This window comes from Pacificoceanicola niger, from assembly GCF_048553275.1.
Lineage (GTDB): Bacteria > Pseudomonadota > Alphaproteobacteria > Rhodobacterales > Rhodobacteraceae > Pacificoceanicola.
Genome location: NZ_JBLZMW010000012.1, coordinates 1 through 20,667, shown reverse-complemented (window position 1 = coordinate 20,667; position 20,667 = coordinate 1). Strand labels below are relative to the sequence as shown.

Genomic DNA, 20,667 nt, shown 5'->3' with positions numbered 1-20,667 from the left:
CAACGACTTGCATTAACGTTTTCAGGCAGCCTGAAAACGGATTACCAGCGCAGAACCACCGCACCCCAGGCCAATCCACCGCCGATTGCCTCTGTGACGAGCACATCCCCTTCGCGAATCTGTCCGCGCTGGCGGCCCACGGAGAGCGCGAGGGGAATCGATGCTGCGGAGGTATTGCCGTGGTCCTGAACCGTCACGATGACGTTGTCCATCGACAGCCCGAGCTTCTTGGCGGTGCCTTTGATAATCCGGATGTTGGCCTGATGGGGCACAATCCAGTCGATTTCCTCGGACGGCATCGCGATCTTTTCGAGCGCCGCCGTGGCCGTTGCGGCGAGCTTTTCCACCGCATGACGGAAGACTTCCTTGCCTTGCATCCGCAGGAAGCCGGTCGTTTGGGTGGAGACGCCGCCGTCGACATAAAGAATGTCCCGGTAGCGCCCGTCGCTGTTGAGATCAGTCGACAGAATCCCGCGATCGGCGTTGGTGCCGTCTCCGTCCTGTGCTTCGAGGATGATCGCCCCGGCGCCATCGCCGAAAAGGACACAGGTGCCGCGGTCGGTCCAGTCCATGATCCGGCTGAAGGTTTCGGCGCCGATGACCAGAACCCGCCTGGCCTGACCGGAGACAATCAGGGCGTTGGCGTTGGTCAGGGCATAGATGAACCCGGCACAGACCGCCTGAACGTCGAAGGCAAACCCTTTCGTCATGCCAAGCTCGGCTTGCACCATGGTGGCGGCGGAGGGGAAGGTGAAATCGGCGGTGGAGGTGGCGAGCACGATGGCGTCGATATCATTGGCCTCAAGCCCGGCATCGGCAATCGCGGCGCGCGCCGCCCGGCAGGCCAGATCAGAGGTGGTCTGACCTTCGGCGGCGAAATGGCGGCGTTCGATGCCGGAGCGCGAGCGGATCCATTCGTCGGAGGTGTCGAGCGATTTTTCGAATTCCGCGTTCTCGACGACTCGTTCGGGCAGGTAGTGGCCTGCGCCAATGACAACGGCACGGGTGGTCATGATGCTTTGCTGTCCTTTTGTCCGTCGCCTTCTGTGTCGCCATCCTGCGCACGCTTTGCCGTAGAGGCAACCCGTGCAGCCAGCCGATCGCTGAAGCCGCTGTCGGCAAGTTCGAAGGCCAGTTTCACAGCCGCCGATACGCCGGTCTCATCGGCGCCGCCGTGGGATTTCACGACTGTCCCGTTGAGACCAAGAAACACGCCGCCATTCACGCGGCGCGGGTCGATCCGCTTTTTCAGGCGGCGCAGCGAGGTCAGGGCCAGAAGCGACGCAAGCCGTGACAGCGGCGAGTAGGCAAAGGCTTCGCGCAGCAATTCGCCGATCAGGCTCGCCGTGCCTTCGCCTGTCTTGAGGGCGATGTTTCCGGTAAAGCCGTCCGTGACGATCACATCGCAGCGGTTGCCCGGAATGTCGCCGCCTTCGACAAAGCCAACGAAGTCGAACCCCCCGGATTCGGCGTGGTTCTGGATCAGCTCGAAGGCTTCCTTGAGCTCGGCGCCGCCCTTGTGCGTTTCGGTGCCGACATTCAGCAAACCGATGCGCGGGCGCGTGAGTTCAAGCCCGTTGCGGGCGTAGGAAGCGCCCATCAGCGCATATTGCAGAAGATCACGCGCATCGGCACGCACGTCGGCGCCAACGTCGAGCATGACGTTGAACCCCTGCGGGTTGCGCGATGGCCACAGAATGGCAATCGCCGGACGGTCGACGCCCGGCAGCTTGCGCAGCCGGACCATCGACAAAGCCATGAGCGCGCCGGTGTTGCCGCAGGATACGGCGACCTCGGCTTCCTTGTTGCGCACGGCTTCAAGGGTGGACCACATGGACGTGCCCTTGCCATGGCGCATGACCTGGCTGGGCTTATCTTCCATGCTGACGATTCCGTCGGCGTCCCGGATTTCGCACCGCCCGGCAAGCACCTGGCGCTTGGCGACGAGCTTTTCCAACTCGGCTTTCGGTCCGTGCAACAGGAAATGCAGACGCGGGTTCTTTTCCGCAGAATGCGAAATGCCGGCAACCACGGTTGCCGGTCCGCTGTCTCCGCCCATCGCGTCGACCGAAATAACGACCCGTTCAGACCCTGCCTGCGTGTGATCCTTCAAGGAGCTCATGGAGGAAGGGCCTTGAGTCGTTATGATTTACGCCGCGTCTTCGTCCAGCTCGATTTCGTCGGCCATTGCGACGACTTCGCGCTCTGCATAGTGACCGCAGGACGGGCAGACGTGGTGCGGGCGCTTGAGCTCGCCGCAGTTGTCACATTCGTTGGGGTTCGCAGCGGTCAGAGCATCGTGGGCGCGGCGGTTGTTGCGGCGCGATTTCGATACCTTGTTCTGTTGGACGGCCATGTCTCAACCTCTATCTGGTAGCGGGGCAGACAAGCTGCCCGGTGATTTGCATTCGTGTCCGGCCTCTTAAAGCGAAGCTGCAGGCCAGCACAAGGAACATTTGTCGTGAAGGCGCGAAAATACGCACAAAGCTCAAAAGAGCAAGGCGATTCTGGATCGCACAGCGCGAATTATTCGTCGGTGCCCTGCATTTTGTCGCGCAAGGCTGCGAGACCGGCAAACGGCTTGAGATCCGCGTCTTTCAACGGCTCGGTGCCATCTTCGGTAAAGACCGCCTCGCCGAGGTCGGCATCGTCCTTGCGCGGATAGCTGGGCAGGGCGAGCGAGAGCGCCTCTGTCATCACCGCGTCGAGGTCGATGACATCGCCAAGCGGCTCCAGGCTGTCGTCCTCGGGCATTTCGGTTTCTTCCCCGGCCTCGACGGTGGCGGCCATCTGATCTTCGGGCACGAAACGGCGCAGCACCTCTGTGTCGATCCGGGTGGTGACCGGCTCCAGGGTGACGATGCAGGGCTGAACGGCGGTCGCGCCGAGGGTCGCCCGCAGCTCCCAGCCATATTTGCCGCGCGGGGCAAGGGTGCCTTCGAACCGAAGTTTCTTGACGGCTTCGGCGCCGATGGTCCCGGCAATTGCGGCGCGGGTGTCCGCGCCCGGCTCAAGCAGGAATGGCGTTTCGCGACGCTGGCGCAGCTCGGATACGCGCAAACGGAGGGTCTCGGTGACGGATTTGCTCATAAGGTCGGGATTTCCTTGGCTTGAATGCAGAGGCGTCCTTCTGTAATCGGAATTAGGTGGCCTTAACGGGCAAGGCAAGAGGTGTGGGATGCGACGCGATTTTGGGCGAGTGACAAAGGCAAGGGCAAGAGTCGCCGTTGCCGTTCTGGCAATCGCGGCGATGAGTGCCTGTACGGCGCAGTATCGTTTGCACGGGTTTGTTCCGCCGGAAGACGAGTTGCAGCAAATCGTGCCCGGCGTGGATACCCGCGCCTCGGTCGAGGATCTGATCGGTGTCCCAACCACCTCCGGCGTACAGCGCGACACGGGTTACTATTATATTCAGAGCGAAGTGAAGCATCTGGCATGGAAACGCCCCGAAGTCATCGACCGGACGATTCTCGAAATTTCCTTCGATGAGGCCGGCGTGGTGAATAATATCACCACCTATGGTCTCGAAGACGGGCGGGTCGTGCCGTTGTCGCGGCGTGTGACACGCACCAGCGATGGCGATATCAGCTTCGTGCGCAAGCTCTTTGGCAACATCGGCGCGCTGAACCTCGGCGATCTCGGCAACTCCTGAAACGCGTCATCTTGACGTCATGATGATTTGCGACCTCCATGAGCGCCTGTGCCGGGTGTGGCGTGGAGGATGGATCGCATGATCGAGATCAAGAAGGGCCGCTACCGGGCACGTCTTGCGTCCACGCCGGAGGATGTGCGGGCGGCGCAGGCGCTGCGCGGGCTTGCGTTTCGGCGCGCGCGGCCCGGCGTGGATCGTGATTCCTTTGACGCGCTGTGCGATCACATGCTGATCGAAGATACCCGCAGCGGCGCGCTTGTCTGCTGTTTCCGCTTTTTGCCGATCGCCAATGGCCGGGAAATCTCGCGCAGTTATTCAGCGCAATTCTACGAGTTGTCGAGCCTAGAGGGATTCGAGGGACGGATGGTCGAGATGGGCCGCTTCTGTCTGCATCCCGATTGCACGGAACCCGATATCCTGCGTGTGGCCTGGGGCGCGATGACGGCCTATGTGGATGACACCTGCGTCGAGATGCTTTTTGGCTGCACCTCCTTTGCCGGAACCGATGCGCGGGAGTATTACGACGCATTCGCGGTGCTCAGGGATCGCCATCTTGGGCCCCGCCGATGGCTGCCGCGGGTCAAGGCGCCGAGAGTGTTCCGCTTTGCAGAGCGGCTGCGGCGCAAGCCCGATCTGCGGGCAGCCATGAGCCGGATGCCGCCGCTTCTGCGCACCTATCTGATGATGGGGGGATGGGTGTCGGATCATGCGGTGGTGGATGATCAGATGAACACGCTGCATGTCTTTACCGGTGTCGAGATCGCCGCCATCCCGCCCGCGCGCAAGAAATTGCTGCGGGCGGTGGTTGGGTAGGGACGGATTTGATGGGATGCAAAAGGTTTCGGCCTGCTTCGCAGCCCGACCGGCGCGCCCTTCGGGCGCGATGTCTGGATATTTATACAGAGAAGAAGCAGGGGAGCGGCGCGTTGCCACCAAGGGGGATTGACCTTGTCACGCGCCTTGCCTAGCTGGCGCATATGGCTATTGCACCGCTTCTCCAACTCACCGACATCTCTCTGACTTTTGGCGGAGAGCCTGTTTTCCATGATTTGTCTCTCAATGTGCAACCGGGCGACCGCGTGGCGCTGGTCGGACGCAACGGATCGGGCAAGTCCACGCTGATGAAGGTCATGGCTGGATTCGTGGAGGCCGATAAAGGCGAGCGGGTGGTGCCGACGGGGACCTCTGTTGGATATATGGAGCAGGAGCCGGACCTGTCGGGATTCGAGACGCTTGGCGATTTTGCCATGTCGGCGCTTGAGCCGTCTGAGCTTTACCGGGTGGAGCGGGCGAGCGAGGGGCTGAAATTCGATCCGAACAGATTGGTGGCAACCGCTTCGGGGGGAGAGCGGCGGCGCGCGGCGCTGGCCAAGCTGATGGCTGAAGAGCCGGAATTGATGCTGCTCGACGAGCCGACAAACCATCTCGATATCGAGGCGATCCAGTGGCTGGAGGATGAGCTCAAGACGACGCGATCCGCATTTGTGCTGATCTCGCACGACCGGCGCTTTCTGACTGAGCTGACGCGAGCGACGCTCTGGATCGATCGTGGGGCGGTGCGGCGGCAGGAGACCGGCTTTGGCACCTTCGAAGCCTGGCGAGACAAGATCTGGGAAGACGAGGACACGCAGCGTCACAAGCTGGATCGCAAGATCAAGTCGGAGGCACGATGGGCCGTGGAGGGCATCAGTGCGCGACGCAAGCGCAACCAGGGCCGGGTGCGCCGTTTGCAGGATATGCGTGGCGAACGCGCCAGTCAGATCCGGCGCCAGGGGCAGGCGGCGATGGATCTGGCCAGTGGGCCGAAGTCTGGCAAGAAGGTCGTCGAGGCCCGGGACATCACCCATGCCTTTGGCGACAAAACCATTGTCAAAGGGCTGGAGCTGACAGTGCAGCGCGGCGACCGTGTTGCCTTTGTCGGGCCGAACGGTGTGGGCAAGACGACCTTGCTCAAGATTTTGATGGGGGAGATCGCGCCGGATTCAGGGCAAATCAAGCTCGGAACCAATCTTGTTCCGGCAGTATTCGACCAGAATCGTGCGCGATTGGACCTCGATGCCTCGCTCTGGGATAACATGACTACCGATCCGGACATGCGGGTTTCGGGACAGTCCGATCAGGTCATGGTGCGCGGTGTGCCCAAGCACGTCGTGGGTTATCTCAAGGAGTTTCTGTTCGACGAGCGGCAGATGCGCGCGCCGGTGCGGTCGCTGTCTGGCGGGGAGAAGGCGCGGCTCTTGCTGGCCAAGATCATGGCGCGCGAATCCAACCTGCTGGTACTGGACGAGCCGACGAACGATCTTGATGTCGAGACGCTGGATTTGTTGCAGGAATTGCTGGACGATTACGATGGCACCGTTCTGTTGGTGAGCCACGATCGGGATTTCCTGGACCGTGTGGCAACGCAGACCATCGCCATGGAAGGCGCGGGGCGCGTTGTTGTTTATGCGGGTGGCTGGAGCGACTATCAGACACAGAAGCGTGCGGCCGAAGCGCCGGAGGTCAAGGCGCGCCCCACCAAGGGGCAGGGCGCAGCGGACGCCAAGGCAAAAGCGCCGGCAGAGGCACCGTCGAAGTCCGGTCTGAGCTACACCGAGAAGCACCGTCTGGACGCGCTGCCGGCGCAGATCGACCGTCTAAGCGCCGAGATCGCCAAGCTCGAAACCTTCATGGCCGATCCGGAGCTTTTCGCCAAGGAACCGGTGAAATTCCAGAAGGCGACCGAAGCGTTGGTTGAACGGCAGGCGGCCTTGGCCAAGGCCGAGGAAGACTGGCTTGATCTGGCGGCGCGGGACGAAGAGGGCTGAGGATCAGGCTCTGAGCCCGAGCAGCCGTGACAGTGTCGTCAGTTCGATCACCGTCATCAGGATGCGCACCACGTGGTGCAGGCTGACGAAGGCCGGATTGGCCGCCAGGCTGAGCGCGATCACCGACATTTCGGTCACCCCGCCGGGGGCGTAGCTGATGAAAAGGTGCAGGAACGGCAAATCCGTCGCCAGATGCAGGACCATGGCAAAGGTGCTGCCCAGGGTCAGCATGAACAACACGGAAAGCAGCGACAGCCCCGCGCAATTGCGCAGAAGCCTGGCGCTCATGCCGTTGAACCGCAGGCCAAGGCTCACGCCAATCACCACCTGTGCCGCAGAGATCATCCAATAGGGCACATGCACGTCGAGAAGGCCCGCCACGGAGAGCGCCGCGGCGAGCAGAAGCGGACCGGTGAGATGCCCCGCAGGCAAGCGGGTGACCGCGGCGATGCCGAGGCCGGCGAGACCGGTTGCGGCGATCAGAGCCAGTTCCGACAGGGAGAGCGGCGTGTCCGGTGCACCGCCAAGGCTCAGCCCCGCCGCGCTGCCCACAGGGTGCCCGAGCCAAAGCGACAGACCAAGCGGCAGCAGGGTGATGACAAAGATGATCCGCAGGAACTGCTGTGCGGTGAGCACCTTGATATCAGCGCCGGAGCTTTCGCCCAGCAAAATGCTCTCCATCAGGCCGCCGGGCGTTGCCGCATAGAAAGCCGTGGCGCGGTCATAGCCGCCGACGCGGCGGAAAATCAGCGCATTGCCGCTGTGCGCCATCACGACGAACACCGCCAGCATGCTGATGGTCAGCGTCAGATCGGAGGCAAGCTCGATAAAGCTCGGTTCAAGCTGCGAGCCGATCATAACGCCGATCATCGCGATAAACATGGTGCGGAAGCGCAGCGGGAAACTGTAGGTTTCCAATCCCTTGGGCTTGATCAGCAGAACGAGGCTGCCGGCTGTCAGCAAGCTTCCGAGCATCCACGGCATCGGAAACTGCGCCATCGCAGCGAGCCAGCCGCCGCAGGCACCGTATCCCAGCAATAGCGCGGTGATGAGAACGGTGCGCGGCGCACCCTCGGAAAAATGCATGACATCGTCATACATGTGGTCCGAGCATGGATCAATCGCGGATTGACAAAGCTCAGGCTTTTGTCCGGGCCGCCATGATCCAAAGAAGGCCAAGCGCGAGGGAAATCAGCGCGTTCCAACCGGCCATCGACAGGCCCAGCATCTCCCACGGGATTTCATCACAGCGCACCAGCGGCGCATCGGTGATCTTCTGCAGGAGCTCTTCGGGCGTCAGCCCGGCGATGGAGCCGGAGGTGCAGCTGTTCGGGCCTTCCCACCATTTTTGCTCGACGCCGGCATGGTAGAGGCCAATGGCGGAGGAGCTGAGCGCGCCGAGCGCCCCGAGTCCGATCAGCGGCATGACCGGACGCCAGAGCGCAAGGCCACCGGCGACGATGGCGAGGACGTGGCCGTAGCGTTGCCAATAGCACAGCTTGCACGGGGGCATCTCGCCAATGAACTGGAAGCCAAGGGCGCCGAGCATCAAGGCGGCTGAGCCACCGGCGGCGAGCAGGATCAGCAGTTTGCGGCTCATAGATACCTCACAAGGAAAAAGCCCCCGAGAAGGACCACGACAAAGGCAATGAAGACAAGCCCCAGATACCGTTCGATGAAATCACGAATTGGTGCGCCGAATTTGCGCAGCAGCGCGGCGATCAGGAAGAACCGCAGCGCCCGGGCGATGATCGATGTGGTCACAAAGGTGGCCAGCGGCATGGCGGTCCATCCGGACATGATCGTGATGACCTTGTACGGGAAGGGCGTGATGCCCGCGATCAACACAGCCCAGAAGCCGACACCGTTAAAGCGTGTGTTGAACTCCGCCATGGCGTCGGCCTTGCCCATCGCGGACAGGAGCGGCTGGCCGATGGTTTCGAAGAAGAAGAAGCCGATGGCATAGCCGAGCATCCCGCCGAGCACCGAGAACAGCGTCGCCACCCCGGCATAGAGCCAGGCTTTGCGCGGTGCCGCGAGAATCATCGGGATCAGGATGATGTCCGGCGGGATCGGAAAGACCGAGGATTCGATGAAAGCGATAAAGGCCAGGAACCAAAGCGCCTTCGGGTGTTCGGCCTTGGCCATGGTCCAATCGTATAATCCACGCAGCATGGGCATTCCTTAATACGTTGGGTGTGTCAAACCATGCAGGTCGGGGCTGTGCAATCCCTCTTTACGCGGGAAGAGAGGGACGCTAAACCACCGCCCATGCCCAAGTGGCGGAATGGTAGACGCAGGGGATTCAAAATCCCCCGTCCTAACGGACGTGCCGGTTCGAGTCCGGCCTTGGGTACCAATGACTTGACCGATGTTCGGTGGTCATTCTCCGCAGTGATTACCCCATGTGAATCCCTGCATCTTGCTCCGTTCATGTTCTATTTCCGGCGCGTTTGTCCCGCTCGGCTCAATACCTTCCGGTTTGCCTTGGTCCGATAATTGGCCACCGTTTACGCAGACTACCCGTTGACAGACCGCATTTCCGCGTCTGTCGCCCCGGCCTCGGCCAGCTTGATAATCGCCAACTTCCGCAGACCGTGCAGGACGTAGGGCTTGGCTGTAGCGCCAAGACCGGAAAGCCTTCTTCAAAGCGTCGTAGCCCTTGGGGGCGGTAAGGTGCTTTGCCAGAAGGTCTTCGCCACGGTGGGGCAGGGGTTTGACGTAGGAGCGCAGGAAGTCAGGCGCGTAGGTCTCAAACGTCTGCACTCCCTTCTCATCCTCATAGCCGGTCTTCTTAGCAGTGTGGTTCAGCAAATCCACTTTTGAGACCTGAGACTGAGACCGTTTATGGCCACACGCTGGGCCATTTGGTTGCTGCGCGCGTGGCCATAACCTCAAAACAGCTCTTCTTTGAGACGTGCTCTGGCAGCGAATCCATCTCCCGCGAGCGCGATCTGTGGGTCTATGCCAACGATGGCACTCTCGATTTCTCACGCCCGGGAAAATCCATCGACAACGGCTTCATTCAGGCGTTCAACAGCAAGCTTCGGTATGAGTGCCTGAATGCGCACTGGTTCATGAGCCGTGCGGATGCGCAAGAAAAACTGAAGACTTGGCGTAGGCACTACAACCAAGACCGACCTCACAGCGCAATCGGATATCACGTCCCGATCGCCCTGCATTATCCCGGCGGCCCAACCAGCCCGTCGCCATGACCGAGCCGGTAAACTCCAGCATCCGGTGGTCCGAGGTGCGGGAGCAGAGCACAGACCCACAGACTCGTGTTACGAATGAGGAGCCTCGGGGTGCAGGTCAATGATAGCGAGGAGAGGCCTTCTTGCGCAAAGGCTGGGTGAAGGATTCACGTCGTGAATCCAGCTTGGTCGCTGCTCTGCATGAGCAGACCCATCCCGCCGAGCTACAAGACCAGGAACTGGCCGGCCTACAACGAAGCGCTGAAGCAGCGTGGCTCCCTCACCATCTGGTTCGATCCGGACATGGCGTGGGTGCCGGAGACCGGCAAGCGAGGCCGACAGACGCAGTATAGCGACGCCGCGATCCAGACATGCCTGACGATGAAGGTCCTCTTCGGCATGGCGCTCCGGCAGTCGAACGGATTCGTGAAGAGCCTGTTGCGCCTGGTCGGCCTCGACTGAACGGTGCGAGATTTCAGCACTCTGAGCCGTCGGCAGAAGACCCTGGACATGACCATTCCTTACCGCGGCTCGAAGGGGCCGCTGAACTTGCTGATCCCCTCTCGGGCATTGCTGCGCAATACCCTGCCGGGCAGTGGACAGCACCGGCATCAAGGCCGCGAACGAAGGCGAGTGGCATGCGCGCAAGCATGGTGGCACCAAACGCCGCCTGTTGCGCAAGATCCACATCCCGTGCCCGGCAGGGTCATGCGTAGCATGATCCCCGGAGGAGCGTCGACGAGCAGACACTGGAGATCCGAGCCATCGAAATCACCGGCAACAACATCGGTGACGCGCCCATGCTGCCCGAGCTTCTTGACCAGATCCCCACTCGGCTCGGTCACCGCGGGCGGGGCCTATGACACGCGCAAATGCCATCACGCCGTCGCCGACCGCGGCGCCCATGCCGTCATGCCACCGCGCAGGAACGCCAAGCCGTGGAAGCCTTAAACGGCCGGTGCAATCGCCCGGAACGAGGCCCTTCGCGCATCGAGGTACCTCGCCGTGCCATTTGGCGAAAGTGGAGCGGATACCACCGCCGAAACCGCGCCGAGACGACCCCTCTCGGGACATTGCTGCGCAATGCCCTGCCGGGCAGTGATGCACTGCGTGAAGACGTTGGGGCAGAGCCTCATGGCATGCGACTTCGATCGTCAGGTCGCAGAACTCCAGATCCGCGCCGCCGTCCTGAACGGCTACACCGCGCTCGGCATACCGGTCACGGAGCCCATGGGATAAGTGCGTCCGGGAAAGGACCAGTTTCGGCTTTACGTCCTTTGCGCAACAAAGCCACCGCACGGGTAAACCCCGACATCCGTATCATGAATCACAAGAAGGACGGGCAGGCCCTTCTTGCCCGGGTCGAGCATCATGATGCTGCCCACCGCTGGGCCAAGACACGCCAGATGAAAGGCGTCGGAGCGGCATTCCGAACAACCCGGGGCTTGGCCCGTTCAGGGCTGAAACGATACCCCAGGATCTTTTCCCGGCCGCCCCTCGCCCTTCACTCTACAGCGTGAGGCACGCCTGGATCGGAGCATCACTGAAGCTCTACTGCCGGCCGCGCTTGCCGCTCGGTGGCGGCCCCCAAAGCATCTCAGGATCAAACCAGTTCGCCTTCGAGCACCCACATCGTTTCGGGAAAGCTCCAGGGCAGGGTCAGGCCGTGACTCATCAGATAGCCTCCACTGACGGTCATGCTGTCGGATTTCAAATGCGGATTGCCGCGCGAAAGCGTTGGCGCATCGGCACGGTTCCGCAAGGTGACGCGATACATGGCGTCTCGCGTCAGCCGGGTCAGGCGCAATGGCCGGGGCGCAATCTGCTTCGAAGTATCCTGTTTGCCTGCGAACACGACAAATCGTCCGCCGCCCTGCGCCAGGTGCTGTTCGGCGATCACCGCCGGATCCGGGCTGTCCAAGCGCAGGATATCGGCCTGGACCATCCAGTCCCGGTTGTCCTTCCACCACCCTGTGACCTCTTTCAGGATCCGGGCCTCGTCCTGCGTCAGTTCGCGGGGGTCCATCTCGAAACCCATATGTCGCTGCGCCGCGACCCAGGCACGAAAGCGGATATCAACGGTGCGACCGGACGTGTGGCAAATGCGCGGCCCGACATGTGAGCCGGTGACGGCCATCGGCAGAAAGATCGCGGCATTGTGCTGCATCCTGAGCCGTTCGATGGCGTCGTTGCTGTCTGACAGCCAGACCCGATGGGTGCGTTTCAGGATACCGAAATCGATCCGGCCACCGCCCGAGGCACAACTTTCGATCTCGGTCGCGGGGAAGGCGGCGCGCAAACGGTCGATCAGGTCATAGGAGCCCCGTGTCTGGGCCGCGTCGGGCAGAGGCAGCACACGGTTATGATCCCATTTGACGTAGTCGATCTCGTACTCCCCGAGTATCCTGCCAACGCGGTCAAACAGGAAATCCCGCACCTCCGGCAGGGCCATGTTGAGCGCCTTCTGGTGACGGCCGAGGATCTGGTCTTCACTGCCAAGCGCCCATTCCGGATGCTTGCGGTGAATGTCGCTGTCCGGGTTGATCATTTCCGGCTCAAACCAAAGGCCGAAGGTCATGCCCAACGCATGAACATGGTCGATCAGTGGGGCCAGACCGTCGGGATACTTGCGCGGATCGACCTCCCAGTCCGACAGGGCGCGGGTGTCGTCGTCGCGGTTTCCGAACCAGCCATCGTCCAGAACGAACCGCTCGGCGCCAAGCTCGGCTGCGAGCGCTGCGATTTCCTTCAGTTCGGGCAAGTTGTGATCGAAGTAGACCGCTTCCCAACAATTGTAGTGGACAGGGCGGGGCCGGTCGGGGAAGGGAAAATCCACGACCTCGTCGCGCAAATGGCGCTGGAAGGCCACCGCGCAGCCATTGATCCCGTCATCGGAATAGACGGCGTACAGCACGCCGGTCTCGAAGCGTTGCTTGGCATTGTTCTCGACACGCGCGGCATGGCCGAACTGAATCTGGCGCCGACCGTCGGGCAATTCCTCGGCAACCATGCGGTGCCCGCCCGACCATCCATAGTGGAACGCAAATACGTCGCCCGCCGCGTTGGTCGCCCCCCGACACGGCAAGATCAGGCCCGGGAAGTGTTCGTGCCCGGTGCGACCGGTGCGGTTCTCGCGGTAGCGCATGCCCGGCGACCAGGGGACGCGGTTCATCTGGAACTCGCCGCACCAACGCCCGGAAAAGTCGATCATCTCGTCCGACAGTTGCGGCGCGGGAAAAACCGGCGCGGACAGCCAGTGCAGGTGGATGGGACTGTCGCATTCCAGCTCGGCCTTGGCCTCGACGACATGCGTGGCCGGGTTGATGCGGAACGAGGCAACGTAGGTCAGCCCATGTGTCGCGTCGCGAAAGGTCAGCCGCAGCGCGTTCTCGCCCTGATCCGCGCTGTCAAACCTGAACTTGGGCAGGAACGGCATCCCCGATCCGTCGCGCAGGATCAGCCCGGGTTGGCCGGGAAAGCTGCGCGCGGCTTCCGGGCAGACCGAAAGCTCGGGATTGACGTCTAGCATGCCACCGGTGACATCAATCTCGTTTGCCCGGTAAATTGTCACGAGGTCTTCTGCGTCAGGAAGCCTTGATCCCCAATAGACCACCTCGGCGAGACGGTCGTTGCCGGAACCAAGGACGAGCGACTGCCGACCGTCATCGAGGCGCCAACATCGGATCACTTGACTGCCCCAAGCGTCAGGCCGGCGATGAAGTGCTTCTGCATCAGGAAGAACATCGCCACCGGCGGCAGCGCCGCCACGATGGAGCCCGCGCTCATCAGGTGATAGGCGGCGCGGAACTGGCTGTTGAACTCGGTAATGCCCGCAGTGACCGGCTGTGCGTCAGGCCCCTGGGTCAGCACCACGGCCCAGAAATAGTCGTTCCATATGAAGGTGAAGATCAGTACGGCCAGGGCGGCCAGCGCGGGTTTCATCAAGGGCAGGACCACGTACCAGAATATTTTCCATTCCGCGACTCCTTCCACCCGCGCCGCTTCGATCAGCGGAAAGGGCAGGGCGCGGATGAAATTGCGCATGAACAGCGTGCAGAACCCGGTCTGAAACGCGATGTGGAACAGGATCAATCCGGTCTTGGTGTCATAGAGGTTCATGTCGATCGTCAGATCGCGCACCGGCACCATCAAGATCTGGAAGGGAACGAAGTTGCCCGCAATGAACATGAAGAAGATCAAAAGGTTGCCTTTGAATCTGTAGACCCCCAGCGCAAAGCCGGCCATTGCCGACAGGGCCACCGCGCCGATCACCGTGGGTATCGTGATCAGCAGCGAGTTCAGCAGGTAGCGGGGCATGTTCGATTCAAAGAACACCCGGCCGTAATTGGCGAACAGGTCGAAAGAGGACGGCAGCCCCCAATAGTTGCCGTTCACGAAGTCCGACTCGGGTTTGATCGAGAAATTGGCAACCGCGAGCAGCGGCAGGAGCCACAGGATCAGGGCCAGCGGCAGGAGCGACTGATAGCTGACCTGCGCCGAGCGAGAGCGCTTTTCGATCGGTGTCGGGAACATGTCAGCGGCCGCCTTTCTCGTCCTGGTACATCGACCAGAGGAAGTAGGCGATGAAACCGAGCATGATGAAGAAAAGGATCACGGCGATGGCTGCGCCATACCCCATGCGGAACCCGAATTCAGAGAGGGATTCCTCGAACATGTAAAAGCTGAGGACACGCGTCGATCCGAAGGGGCCGCCATTGGTCATGACGGAGATCAGGTCAAAGGATCGAAGCGCGCCGATGATCGTCACGACGAAGGCGATGAAGGTCGCGGGGCGCAATTGCGGCAGGATGACGTACCACAGCATGCGCCAGCCCTTGGCACCATCGAGGCGCGCGGCTTCGACCTGCTCGGGGTCGACGGCGTTCAGGCCGGTCAGGTAGAGGATCATGCAATAGGCCGTCTGAGGCCACAGGCCCGCAGCGATGATGCCGTAGGTCGCCAAGGAGGGATCGCCCAGAATGTTCACCGGCCCAAAGCCAAAAACGCCGATCAAGGCGTTCAACAGACCCTCGCGCGGCAGGTAGAACCACGAAAACACCAGCCCCACGACGACCTGGCTGATGACAAAGGGAAAGAAGAACAGCGACTTGTAGATTCGGATGCCCCGAACAGTCTGGTTCAGGAAAAGGGCGATGAACAAACCGGCGGGGATCGCCAGCAGGTAGAGGAACAGCCATTTGATGTTGTTCCAGAACGAAGTCTCGAACTTGCGATCCATGTTCTGGTCACCGATGCCCAGCAGGCGCTCGTAATTGGCGGTGCCGACCCAGGTTGCCTCGCCCAGGCCGTCCCATTCGTGCAGGCTGATCCAGAAGCTCTGCACGATCGGGATGATGACGTAGACCGCAAAGAACAGGATCGCGGGCGCCAGGAACAGCAACGGCGTGACCGCGATTTCGTTGCGCTTGTACCATCCGCGTTTCGCTGGCGGATGCGTATCGGGGACGGTGACGTGGGACATCGGGCTTCCCTAAATGCAGATCAGACCTTCGTGAAGAACGGCGGCGGTTCGGCGTTCAAAGGGGAGAGCCGGGGGCAGCCGAATACTGCCCCCGTCCGGAATAGATCACTCGTAGATGCGCTGACGGGCGTCTTCGAGACGCGCCAGGATGTCGTCCAGATTGTCCGGAATGACCATGAACTCCTGCAGGCCTTCCATGCCGAAGCTGGCCATTTCCGCTGGGAAGTCGCGGTCGAAGAACTGCATGATCCCGCCGCCTGCATTGTTCGACAGCATGTCGAAACCTTGCTGCAGGAACTTGTCGTCGCCGATTTCTGCATTTGCGTTCACCGGCAGTTGTCCGAGGGCGTCGCCGGCATTGATCTTGGTCTGGTTCTCGGCCGACACGACAAACCGCAGGAACTCCTTGGCAGCGTCCATGTTCTGCGCGCCCGATGCGATATGGAAGGTGTCCGTCGGCGCGTCCTCGGCATAGTCGACATCCGCGATCTTGGGGAACTGATAGAAGTCCAGCTGATCGTCGGTCAGGCCGCCGTCACGCATCGCCGCCACGGCGAAGTTGCCCATCAGGTAGGAGGCAGCCTCACCGTTGACCATGAAGGGCAGCGCCTCCTGCCAGGAATAGGTCTGGTGATCGTCGATGAAGGCGCCCATGTCGATCAGCTCGCGCCAGTTGGCAAAGGTCTGCCGGACACGGTCATCGGTCCACGGGATCTCGCCGCGGGCCAGTTGCATGTGGAAATCATAACCGTTTGTGCGGCTGTTGATGTAATCGAACCATCCGCCGGCGGTCCAAAGGAACTTGGTCCCGATGGTGTAGCACTTGCGACCGGAATCGAGGATGGCCTGACAGTTGGCCTTTTCTTCTTCCCAGGTCGTGGGCTCGCTCAGCCCCAGCTCGTCAAAGATGTCCTTACGGTAGTAGATGCCCCACTGATAATAGGTGTAGGGTACGCCCCATTGTGCGTCGTCAATGGTCATCGCGCCCTTGGTCGAGGCCAGCGCCTCGAATTCGGGTTCCGCCCAAAGTTCCGAGACATCGGCAAAGAGTCCGGCATTGACGTAGGGAAGCATCCGGTTTGCGGCGTACCAGTTCACCACGTCCGGCGGGTTCGCGCCAAGGGCGTTGCGGATCTGGGTCTTCCAGGCTTCGCGGTCGACGATGGTCAGTTCGATGTTCAGGTCGGGATGCATTTCTCCGAAATCGGCGACCATGCCCTCCATCACGGCGCGCGGCGCCGGGTTCGACATGTCCGAGATGATCCTGAGATCCCCCGACAAAGCCATGCCATGAGACTCGGCCAAGGCCGTTCCGGCCAGCAAGGTGGATGCGCAAAGCGCAATCCAAGCGGTTGTTTTCCTTGATTTCACGGTATCCTCCCAGTCTTTGTTCGAGATGGTCCATTTATTGAGTTTGACATCCCATTTATTGAGACGTATGCCGAAAGATAACATGAGTCAATCGCGCAATTTTCGAGCAAATGGACAGGGGGGAAGGTCACGGAGATGGCAGACAGCAAAAAGCCGCAGCGTGAGGCCGATGGCTCTGGCACTGTCGTCAAGGCGCTGGACGTTCTCGACAGCGTGGCGCGGTTTGGTCGGCCGGTGCGGGCTTCGGAAATCCAGGCCGCCAGCAGTCTCCCGAAGGGTACGCTATACCGATTTCTCCAAACCCTGACCGACCAGAACATGCTCAGCTATGACGCCGACCGGCGGGTCTATTTCCTCGGCGTGCGCCTGGTGCGGCTTGCACAGGTGGCGTGGCGCAACTTTCAAATCGCTCCGGTGGCGCGTCCGCATCTGGATGCCCTGGCCCGAAAGATCGGGCTGGCGACCTATTTGTCGAAACTGGATGGCGGCCAGTGTGTCTCGCTCGAACGCGGGACGCCGGATGTCATTGCCGGGGTCTATCAGGATGTCGACCGGGTCTATCCCGCCTATTGCACCGCAGTCGGCAAGGCCATGCTGGCCAGCCTGCCGGAACAGGCACGCGAGAACGCCTTGACGATGCAAAGTTTTCATCCGTTGACCAAATCGACCATCACCGACGCGCAGACGCTGCGAACCGAACTGAGCCGGGCACGCGAACAGGGCTACGCCGTCGAAGACGACGAGCATGTCGCCGGTGTCATCGCGGTGGCCGTACCAATCCTGTCTCCCGGCGGGATGCTTCTTGGCGGGATCGGTGTCTTTTCCGGCGACCGGCGGACGGATCTCGCCCAGCTCAAGACGCATATCCCGGACATGCAGCAGGCCGCAGCGGACATTGCCCGCGATGCCGCCGATTGGCGTTTCCCGGATCGAAATACGAGATAGAACGCAAAAAGGGGGGATTTCGATGTCCGGTGTAACTCTAAACAAGGTCGTCAAGAGATACGGCAATGTGCAGGTCATCCACGGGATCGACCTGAAGATCGAGGATGGCGAGTTCTGCGTCTTCGTCGGGCCGTCGGGCTGCGGCAAGTCCACGCTGATGCGTATGGTCGCCGGGCTCGAGGAAACCACCGAAGGGCGTATCGGGATCGGCAAGCGCGACGTGACCCACATGGACCCGTCAGAGCGCGGCGTGGCCATGGTCTTTCAGACCTACGCGCTCTATCCCCACATGACAGTCGAAGAGAACATGGGGTTTGGCCTGAAGATGACCGGTCACCCGAAGGCCGAGATCGCCTCGAAGGTCGCCGAGGCAAGCCGCATCCTGAAGCTGGATGATTTCCTCAAGCGCAAGCCTGCCGCCCTGTCCGGGGGACAGCGCCAGCGCGTGGCCATCGGGCGGGCCATCGTGCGGGGGCCCGAGGTTTTCCTGTTCGATGAACCGCTGTCAAACCTCGACGCCGAGCTGCGCGTCGAGATGCGGGTCGAGATCGCGCGGCTGCACAAGGATATCGGCGCAACGATGATCTATGTGACCCACGATCAAGTCGAGGCCATGACCATGGCCGACAAGATCGTGGTCCTGCGGCTGGGCAGGATCGAACAAGTCGGGGCGCCCCTTGACCTGTATCGCGACCCGGACAACAAGTTCGTCGCGGGTTTCATCGGATCGCCCGCAATGAACTTTCTGGATGCCACCGTCACAGGCGACGGCAAGGTCGACGTTCCTGCGCTCAAGACCACGGTCGCGCTGCCGGTCAAGCTGCCACCAGAGGGCACCAAGGTGATCCTCGGCATCCGGCCTGAACATCTCGACGTCACCGAGGGCGACGGCATGTCGATCGAACTGACAGAGGCCCTTGGCGGCGTTTCCTACGACTACATCCACGCCGATACAGGCGAGCGATTGATCGTCGAGGAACGCGGCGATCACCGCTCGGCCCCCGGAAGCCGGGTATCGCTCAGCTTCGATCCCGGTCGTGCATTCGTTTTCGACAAGGACACCGAAGCCCGTATTCGCTGACAGGGCAAGACCACGGCGCCATGGCAAACAGGGCAAAACGCGGTATTCGGAAATCGGAGCAAACGACATGAAACGCACCCTCGGAACCTGCTATTACCCCGAACATTGGCCACGCGACATCTGGGCAGACGACGCGCGCCGCATGGCCGAAGCCGGCCTCACCTGGGTCCGGATCGGAGAGTTTGCGTGGTCGCGGATCGAACCCGAACCCGGACGGTATGAATTCGAATGGCTCGACGAGGCCATCGCCGTGCTTGGCGCGGCCGGGCTCCGGGTCGTGCTGGGCACGCCCACCGCGACGCCGCCACGCTGGATGATCAACCGGTATCCCGACATGCTGGCAGTGGATGCCGATGGGCGCCCGCGCAAATTCGGGTCGCGACGCCACTATTGTTTCAGCCACGAAGACTACAGGGCAGAGTGTGCCAGGATCGTCACCCGACTGGCCGAACGGTATGGCCGGAACCCACACGTCGCAGCCTGGCAGACGGACAACGAATACGGCTGCCACGACACAACGATCTCGTACAGCGATGCGGCGCGCAAAGCCTTTCAAGGCTGGCTGCGCGCGCGCTATGCCGGGGCTTCGAACGATGGCGACATCCACGCCTTGAACGAGGCTTGGGGCAATGTCTTCTGGTCCATGGACTACGGCAGTTTCGACGACATCGACCTGCCCAACATGACCGTGACCGAACCGAACCCGAGCCATGTGCTCGATTTCCGGCGCTTCTCGTCGGATCAGGTCGTCTCGTTCAATCGCCTGCAGGTCGAGATCATCCGGGCCCATTCAAGCGCACCGATTGCGCACAACTACATGGGACGGGTTACCGATTTCGACCATTACAAGGTCGGCGCCGACCTCGATATCGCGTCCTGGGACAGCTACCCGCTTGGCTTTCTCGAAGACCGTGTTCCGGCGACCGTCGAACAGCAGCGCGCCTATGCCCGTCAGGGTGACCCGGATTTTCAGGCGTTCCATCACGATCTCTATCGCGCTGTCGGGCGGGGCCGTTGGTGGATCATGGAACAACAGCCGGGGCCGGTGAACTGGGCGCCGCATAACCCTGCGCCGCTGCCCGGCATGGTCCGGCTCTGGTCTTGGGAAGCGTTTGCCCATGGTGCAGAGGCCGTATGCTATTTTCGCTGGCGGCAGGCGCCCATGGCGCAGGAGCAGATGCATGCCGGGTTGCTGCGCCCGGACAGTGCAGAGGCGCCGGGCCTTGCCGAGGTGCGGCAGGTCGCGGACGAACTGGCCGCTGCCCCGCAGGTGAGCCCTTCGCGCGCGCCCGTCGCGCTGATTTTCGACTATGACGCAGAGTGGGCCTGGGCGATCCAGCCGCATTGCGCAGGGCTTAGCTATTTCGAACTGGTCTTCGAGACGTATCGCGCGCTTCGCAGGGCGGGTCATTCCGTGGATGTCCTGCCGCCTGATCCCGCTGCGCTGGACGGCTACAAACTGATTGTCGCGCCCGGTTTGGTGCATATGCCGGACGAGTTGAAAGCCGCATTGTCGGCAAGCGGCGCGATCGCGCTGGTTGGCCCGCGGGCGGCCGCGCGGGATGTCAGCATGCGCATCCCCGTGCCTTTGCCACCGAATTTGCCGGGTCTTGATGTCACTGTCACCCACGTCGAGAGCCTGCGACCTGATACGCCCGTCGCACTGCAACTCGGTGGCGCCATTCGAAGCTACCGAGAGGTGCTGGAAACAAGTGCCGAGATCTTGGAGACCACAACAGACGGACAGGCCGTGGTGGTTGCCCAAGGCAGCCTGATCTATGTTGCGGGCTTCCTTGATCGCGATGCAATGCGGCGGCTCATCACAATGGCCTCCGACCGCGCCGGGCTTGAGACGCTCGATTTGCCCGAAAGCGTGCGGTGCCGCGACACTGGCGTCCACCGGTTCTGGTTCAATTATGGAACCCACACCCAGCAAGCACATGGCAAGACTTTACCGCCCCTTTCCGTCACCCCCGAAGTCCGCACGTAGGTGCCGACACCCCACGAGGCGCATCGTAAAGGCAGCCGAAATACTAGGGTCAGGATGCATTGATTTTCGAAGCGCTGCGTGATTCACGGCTCTAAAAACGGAGCGGTGACATGAGCGACCTTTACTGGCTGACCGACGAGCAGAT

17 protein-coding genes, 1 tRNA gene and 2 pseudogenes are annotated in these 20,667 nt (G+C 61.6%); 9 read left to right on the top strand and 11 right to left on the bottom strand.

The genetic code is table 11. The features are described from left to right. Positions 1–41: 41 nt before the first annotated feature. The 4 genes from ACN2XU_RS15160 to ACN2XU_RS15145 form a co-directional block, all read right to left on the bottom strand. On the bottom strand, positions 42–1,013 hold the full coding sequence (locus ACN2XU_RS15160; protein ID WP_419411294.1) for a beta-ketoacyl-ACP synthase III: 972 nt from the start codon (positions 1,011–1,013) through the stop codon (positions 42–44). Beyond that, positions 1,010–2,122, bottom strand: a complete 1,113-nt coding sequence (gene plsX, locus ACN2XU_RS15155; protein WP_419411293.1) for a phosphate acyltransferase PlsX — start codon at positions 2,120–2,122, stop codon at positions 1,010–1,012. The genes ACN2XU_RS15160 and plsX overlap by 4 nt, the downstream gene beginning before the upstream one ends. Positions 2,123–2,149: 27 nt before the next feature. After that, positions 2,150–2,356: a 50S ribosomal protein L32 gene (gene rpmF, locus ACN2XU_RS15150; RefSeq protein ID WP_386801804.1), complete on the bottom strand. Its 207-nt coding sequence runs from the start codon at positions 2,354–2,356 to the stop codon at positions 2,150–2,152. Positions 2,357–2,526: 170 nt separating this feature from the next. Beyond that, a complete protein-coding gene (locus ACN2XU_RS15145) occupies positions 2,527–3,090 on the bottom strand; it encodes a YceD family protein (protein ID WP_419411292.1) in 564 nt (187 codons plus the stop codon). A gap of 88 nt (positions 3,091–3,178) precedes the next feature. On the opposite strand from ACN2XU_RS15145, the gene ACN2XU_RS15140 reads away from it, so the two are divergent. The 3 genes from ACN2XU_RS15140 (at position 3,179) to ACN2XU_RS15130 (ending at position 6,459) form a co-directional block, all read left to right on the top strand. Then, entirely contained in the window at positions 3,179–3,652 is a 474-nt protein-coding gene (locus ACN2XU_RS15140; RefSeq protein ID WP_419411291.1) for an outer membrane protein assembly factor BamE, read from the top strand. 78 nt (positions 3,653–3,730) lie between these two features. After that, the gene (locus tag ACN2XU_RS15135; RefSeq protein ID WP_419411290.1) at positions 3,731–4,465 is read left to right on the top strand and encodes a GNAT family N-acetyltransferase; all 735 of its coding nucleotides are present in this window, start codon (positions 3,731–3,733) and stop codon (positions 4,463–4,465) included. Between the two features lie 164 nt (positions 4,466–4,629). Then, entirely contained in the window at positions 4,630–6,459 is a 1,830-nt protein-coding gene (locus ACN2XU_RS15130; RefSeq protein WP_419411289.1) for an ABC-F family ATP-binding cassette domain-containing protein, read from the top strand. Positions 6,460–6,462: 3 nt separating this feature from the next. On the opposite strand, the gene ACN2XU_RS15125 is transcribed toward ACN2XU_RS15130, so the two are convergent. The 3 genes from ACN2XU_RS15125 to ACN2XU_RS15115 are packed head-to-tail and all read right to left on the bottom strand — an operon-like array spanning position 6,463 to position 8,634. After that, on the bottom strand, positions 6,463–7,545 hold the full coding sequence (locus ACN2XU_RS15125) for an AbrB family transcriptional regulator (protein ID WP_419411288.1): 1,083 nt from the start codon (positions 7,543–7,545) through the stop codon (positions 6,463–6,465). 52 nt (positions 7,546–7,597) lie between these two features. Beyond that, positions 7,598–8,059: a disulfide bond formation protein B gene (locus ACN2XU_RS15120; RefSeq protein WP_419411287.1), complete on the bottom strand. Its 462-nt coding sequence runs from the start codon at positions 8,057–8,059 to the stop codon at positions 7,598–7,600. After that, positions 8,056–8,634 (bottom strand): YqaA family protein, encoded by a 579-nt coding sequence (locus ACN2XU_RS15115; protein WP_419411286.1) that lies wholly within the window; start codon positions 8,632–8,634, stop codon positions 8,056–8,058. The genes ACN2XU_RS15120 and ACN2XU_RS15115 overlap by 4 nt, the downstream gene beginning before the upstream one ends. Before the next feature lie 98 nt (positions 8,635–8,732). On the opposite strand from ACN2XU_RS15115, the gene ACN2XU_RS15110 reads away from it, so the two are divergent. From ACN2XU_RS15110 to ACN2XU_RS15100, 3 genes and pseudogenes are all read left to right on the top strand, one after another. Beyond that, a tRNA-Leu gene (locus ACN2XU_RS15110) sits at positions 8,733–8,818 on the top strand. Between the two features lie 565 nt (positions 8,819–9,383). Then, a pseudogene (locus ACN2XU_RS15105) lies at positions 9,384–9,674 on the top strand (integrase core domain-containing protein); the annotation flags it as partial. Positions 9,675–9,854: 180 nt separating this feature from the next. Beyond that, positions 9,855–10,892: pseudogene (locus ACN2XU_RS15100) on the top strand (IS5 family transposase). Between the two features lie 364 nt (positions 10,893–11,256). Here the strand turns inward: ACN2XU_RS15100 and ACN2XU_RS15095 are convergent. From ACN2XU_RS15095 to ACN2XU_RS15080, 4 genes are all read right to left on the bottom strand, one after another. Continuing rightward, positions 11,257–13,341, bottom strand: coding sequence for an alpha-galactosidase (locus ACN2XU_RS15095; RefSeq protein WP_419411285.1), 2,085 nt, complete (start codon positions 13,339–13,341; stop codon positions 11,257–11,259). After that, positions 13,338–14,186, bottom strand: a complete 849-nt coding sequence (locus tag ACN2XU_RS15090; RefSeq protein WP_419411284.1) for a carbohydrate ABC transporter permease — start codon at positions 14,184–14,186, stop codon at positions 13,338–13,340. Before ACN2XU_RS15090 ends, ACN2XU_RS15095 begins: the two co-directional genes overlap by 4 nt. Position 14,187: 1 nt before the next feature. After that, positions 14,188–15,135 (bottom strand): carbohydrate ABC transporter permease, encoded by a 948-nt coding sequence (locus ACN2XU_RS15085; RefSeq protein WP_419411283.1) that lies wholly within the window; start codon positions 15,133–15,135, stop codon positions 14,188–14,190. Positions 15,136–15,240: 105 nt separating this feature from the next. Continuing rightward, the gene (locus ACN2XU_RS15080) at positions 15,241–16,422 is read right to left on the bottom strand and encodes an ABC transporter substrate-binding protein (protein WP_419411413.1); all 1,182 of its coding nucleotides are present in this window, start codon (positions 16,420–16,422) and stop codon (positions 15,241–15,243) included. Between the two features lie 219 nt (positions 16,423–16,641). Between ACN2XU_RS15080 and ACN2XU_RS15075 the strand changes: the two genes are divergently transcribed. The 3 genes from ACN2XU_RS15075 (at position 16,642) to ACN2XU_RS15065 (ending at position 20,522) form a co-directional block, all read left to right on the top strand. Beyond that, a complete protein-coding gene (locus ACN2XU_RS15075; RefSeq protein ID WP_419411282.1) occupies positions 16,642–17,451 on the top strand; it encodes an IclR family transcriptional regulator in 810 nt (269 codons plus the stop codon). Between the two features lie 22 nt (positions 17,452–17,473). Then, positions 17,474–18,532 (top strand): ABC transporter ATP-binding protein, encoded by a 1,059-nt coding sequence (locus ACN2XU_RS15070; RefSeq protein ID WP_419411281.1) that lies wholly within the window; start codon positions 17,474–17,476, stop codon positions 18,530–18,532. Positions 18,533–18,599: 67 nt separating this feature from the next. Next, positions 18,600–20,522, top strand: a complete 1,923-nt coding sequence (locus ACN2XU_RS15065; RefSeq protein ID WP_419411280.1) for a beta-galactosidase — start codon at positions 18,600–18,602, stop codon at positions 20,520–20,522. Positions 20,523–20,667 lie beyond the last annotated feature (145 nt).

Coding starts and splice junctions, on each gene's coding strand:
- ACN2XU_RS15160 (WP_419411294.1), bottom strand. CDS start 1,013: ATGACCACCCGTGCCGTTGTCATTGGCGCAGGCCACTACCTGCCCGAA.
- plsX (WP_419411293.1), bottom strand. CDS start 2,122: ATGAGCTCCTTGAAGGATCACACGCAGGCAGGGTCTGAACGGGTCGTT.
- rpmF (WP_386801804.1), bottom strand. CDS start 2,356: ATGGCCGTCCAACAGAACAAGGTATCGAAATCGCGCCGCAACAACCGC.
- ACN2XU_RS15145 (WP_419411292.1), bottom strand. CDS start 3,090: ATGAGCAAATCCGTCACCGAGACCCTCCGTTTGCGCGTATCCGAGCTG.
- ACN2XU_RS15140 (WP_419411291.1), top strand. CDS start 3,179: ATGCGACGCGATTTTGGGCGAGTGACAAAGGCAAGGGCAAGAGTCGCC.
- ACN2XU_RS15135 (WP_419411290.1), top strand. CDS start 3,731: ATGATCGAGATCAAGAAGGGCCGCTACCGGGCACGTCTTGCGTCCACG.
- ACN2XU_RS15130 (WP_419411289.1), top strand. CDS start 4,630: ATGGCTATTGCACCGCTTCTCCAACTCACCGACATCTCTCTGACTTTT.
- ACN2XU_RS15125 (WP_419411288.1), bottom strand. CDS start 7,545: ATGCATTTTTCCGAGGGTGCGCCGCGCACCGTTCTCATCACCGCGCTA.
- ACN2XU_RS15120 (WP_419411287.1), bottom strand. CDS start 8,059: ATGAGCCGCAAACTGCTGATCCTGCTCGCCGCCGGTGGCTCAGCCGCC.
- ACN2XU_RS15115 (WP_419411286.1), bottom strand. CDS start 8,634: ATGCTGCGTGGATTATACGATTGGACCATGGCCAAGGCCGAACACCCG.
- ACN2XU_RS15090 (WP_419411284.1), bottom strand. CDS start 14,186: ATGTTCCCGACACCGATCGAAAAGCGCTCTCGCTCGGCGCAGGTCAGC.
- ACN2XU_RS15085 (WP_419411283.1), bottom strand. CDS start 15,135: ATGTCCCACGTCACCGTCCCCGATACGCATCCGCCAGCGAAACGCGGA.
- ACN2XU_RS15080 (WP_419411413.1), bottom strand. CDS start 16,422: ATGGCTTTGTCGGGGGATCTCAGGATCATCTCGGACATGTCGAACCCG.
- ACN2XU_RS15075 (WP_419411282.1), top strand. CDS start 16,642: ATGGCAGACAGCAAAAAGCCGCAGCGTGAGGCCGATGGCTCTGGCACT.
- ACN2XU_RS15070 (WP_419411281.1), top strand. CDS start 17,474: ATGTCCGGTGTAACTCTAAACAAGGTCGTCAAGAGATACGGCAATGTG.
- ACN2XU_RS15065 (WP_419411280.1), top strand. CDS start 18,600: ATGAAACGCACCCTCGGAACCTGCTATTACCCCGAACATTGGCCACGC.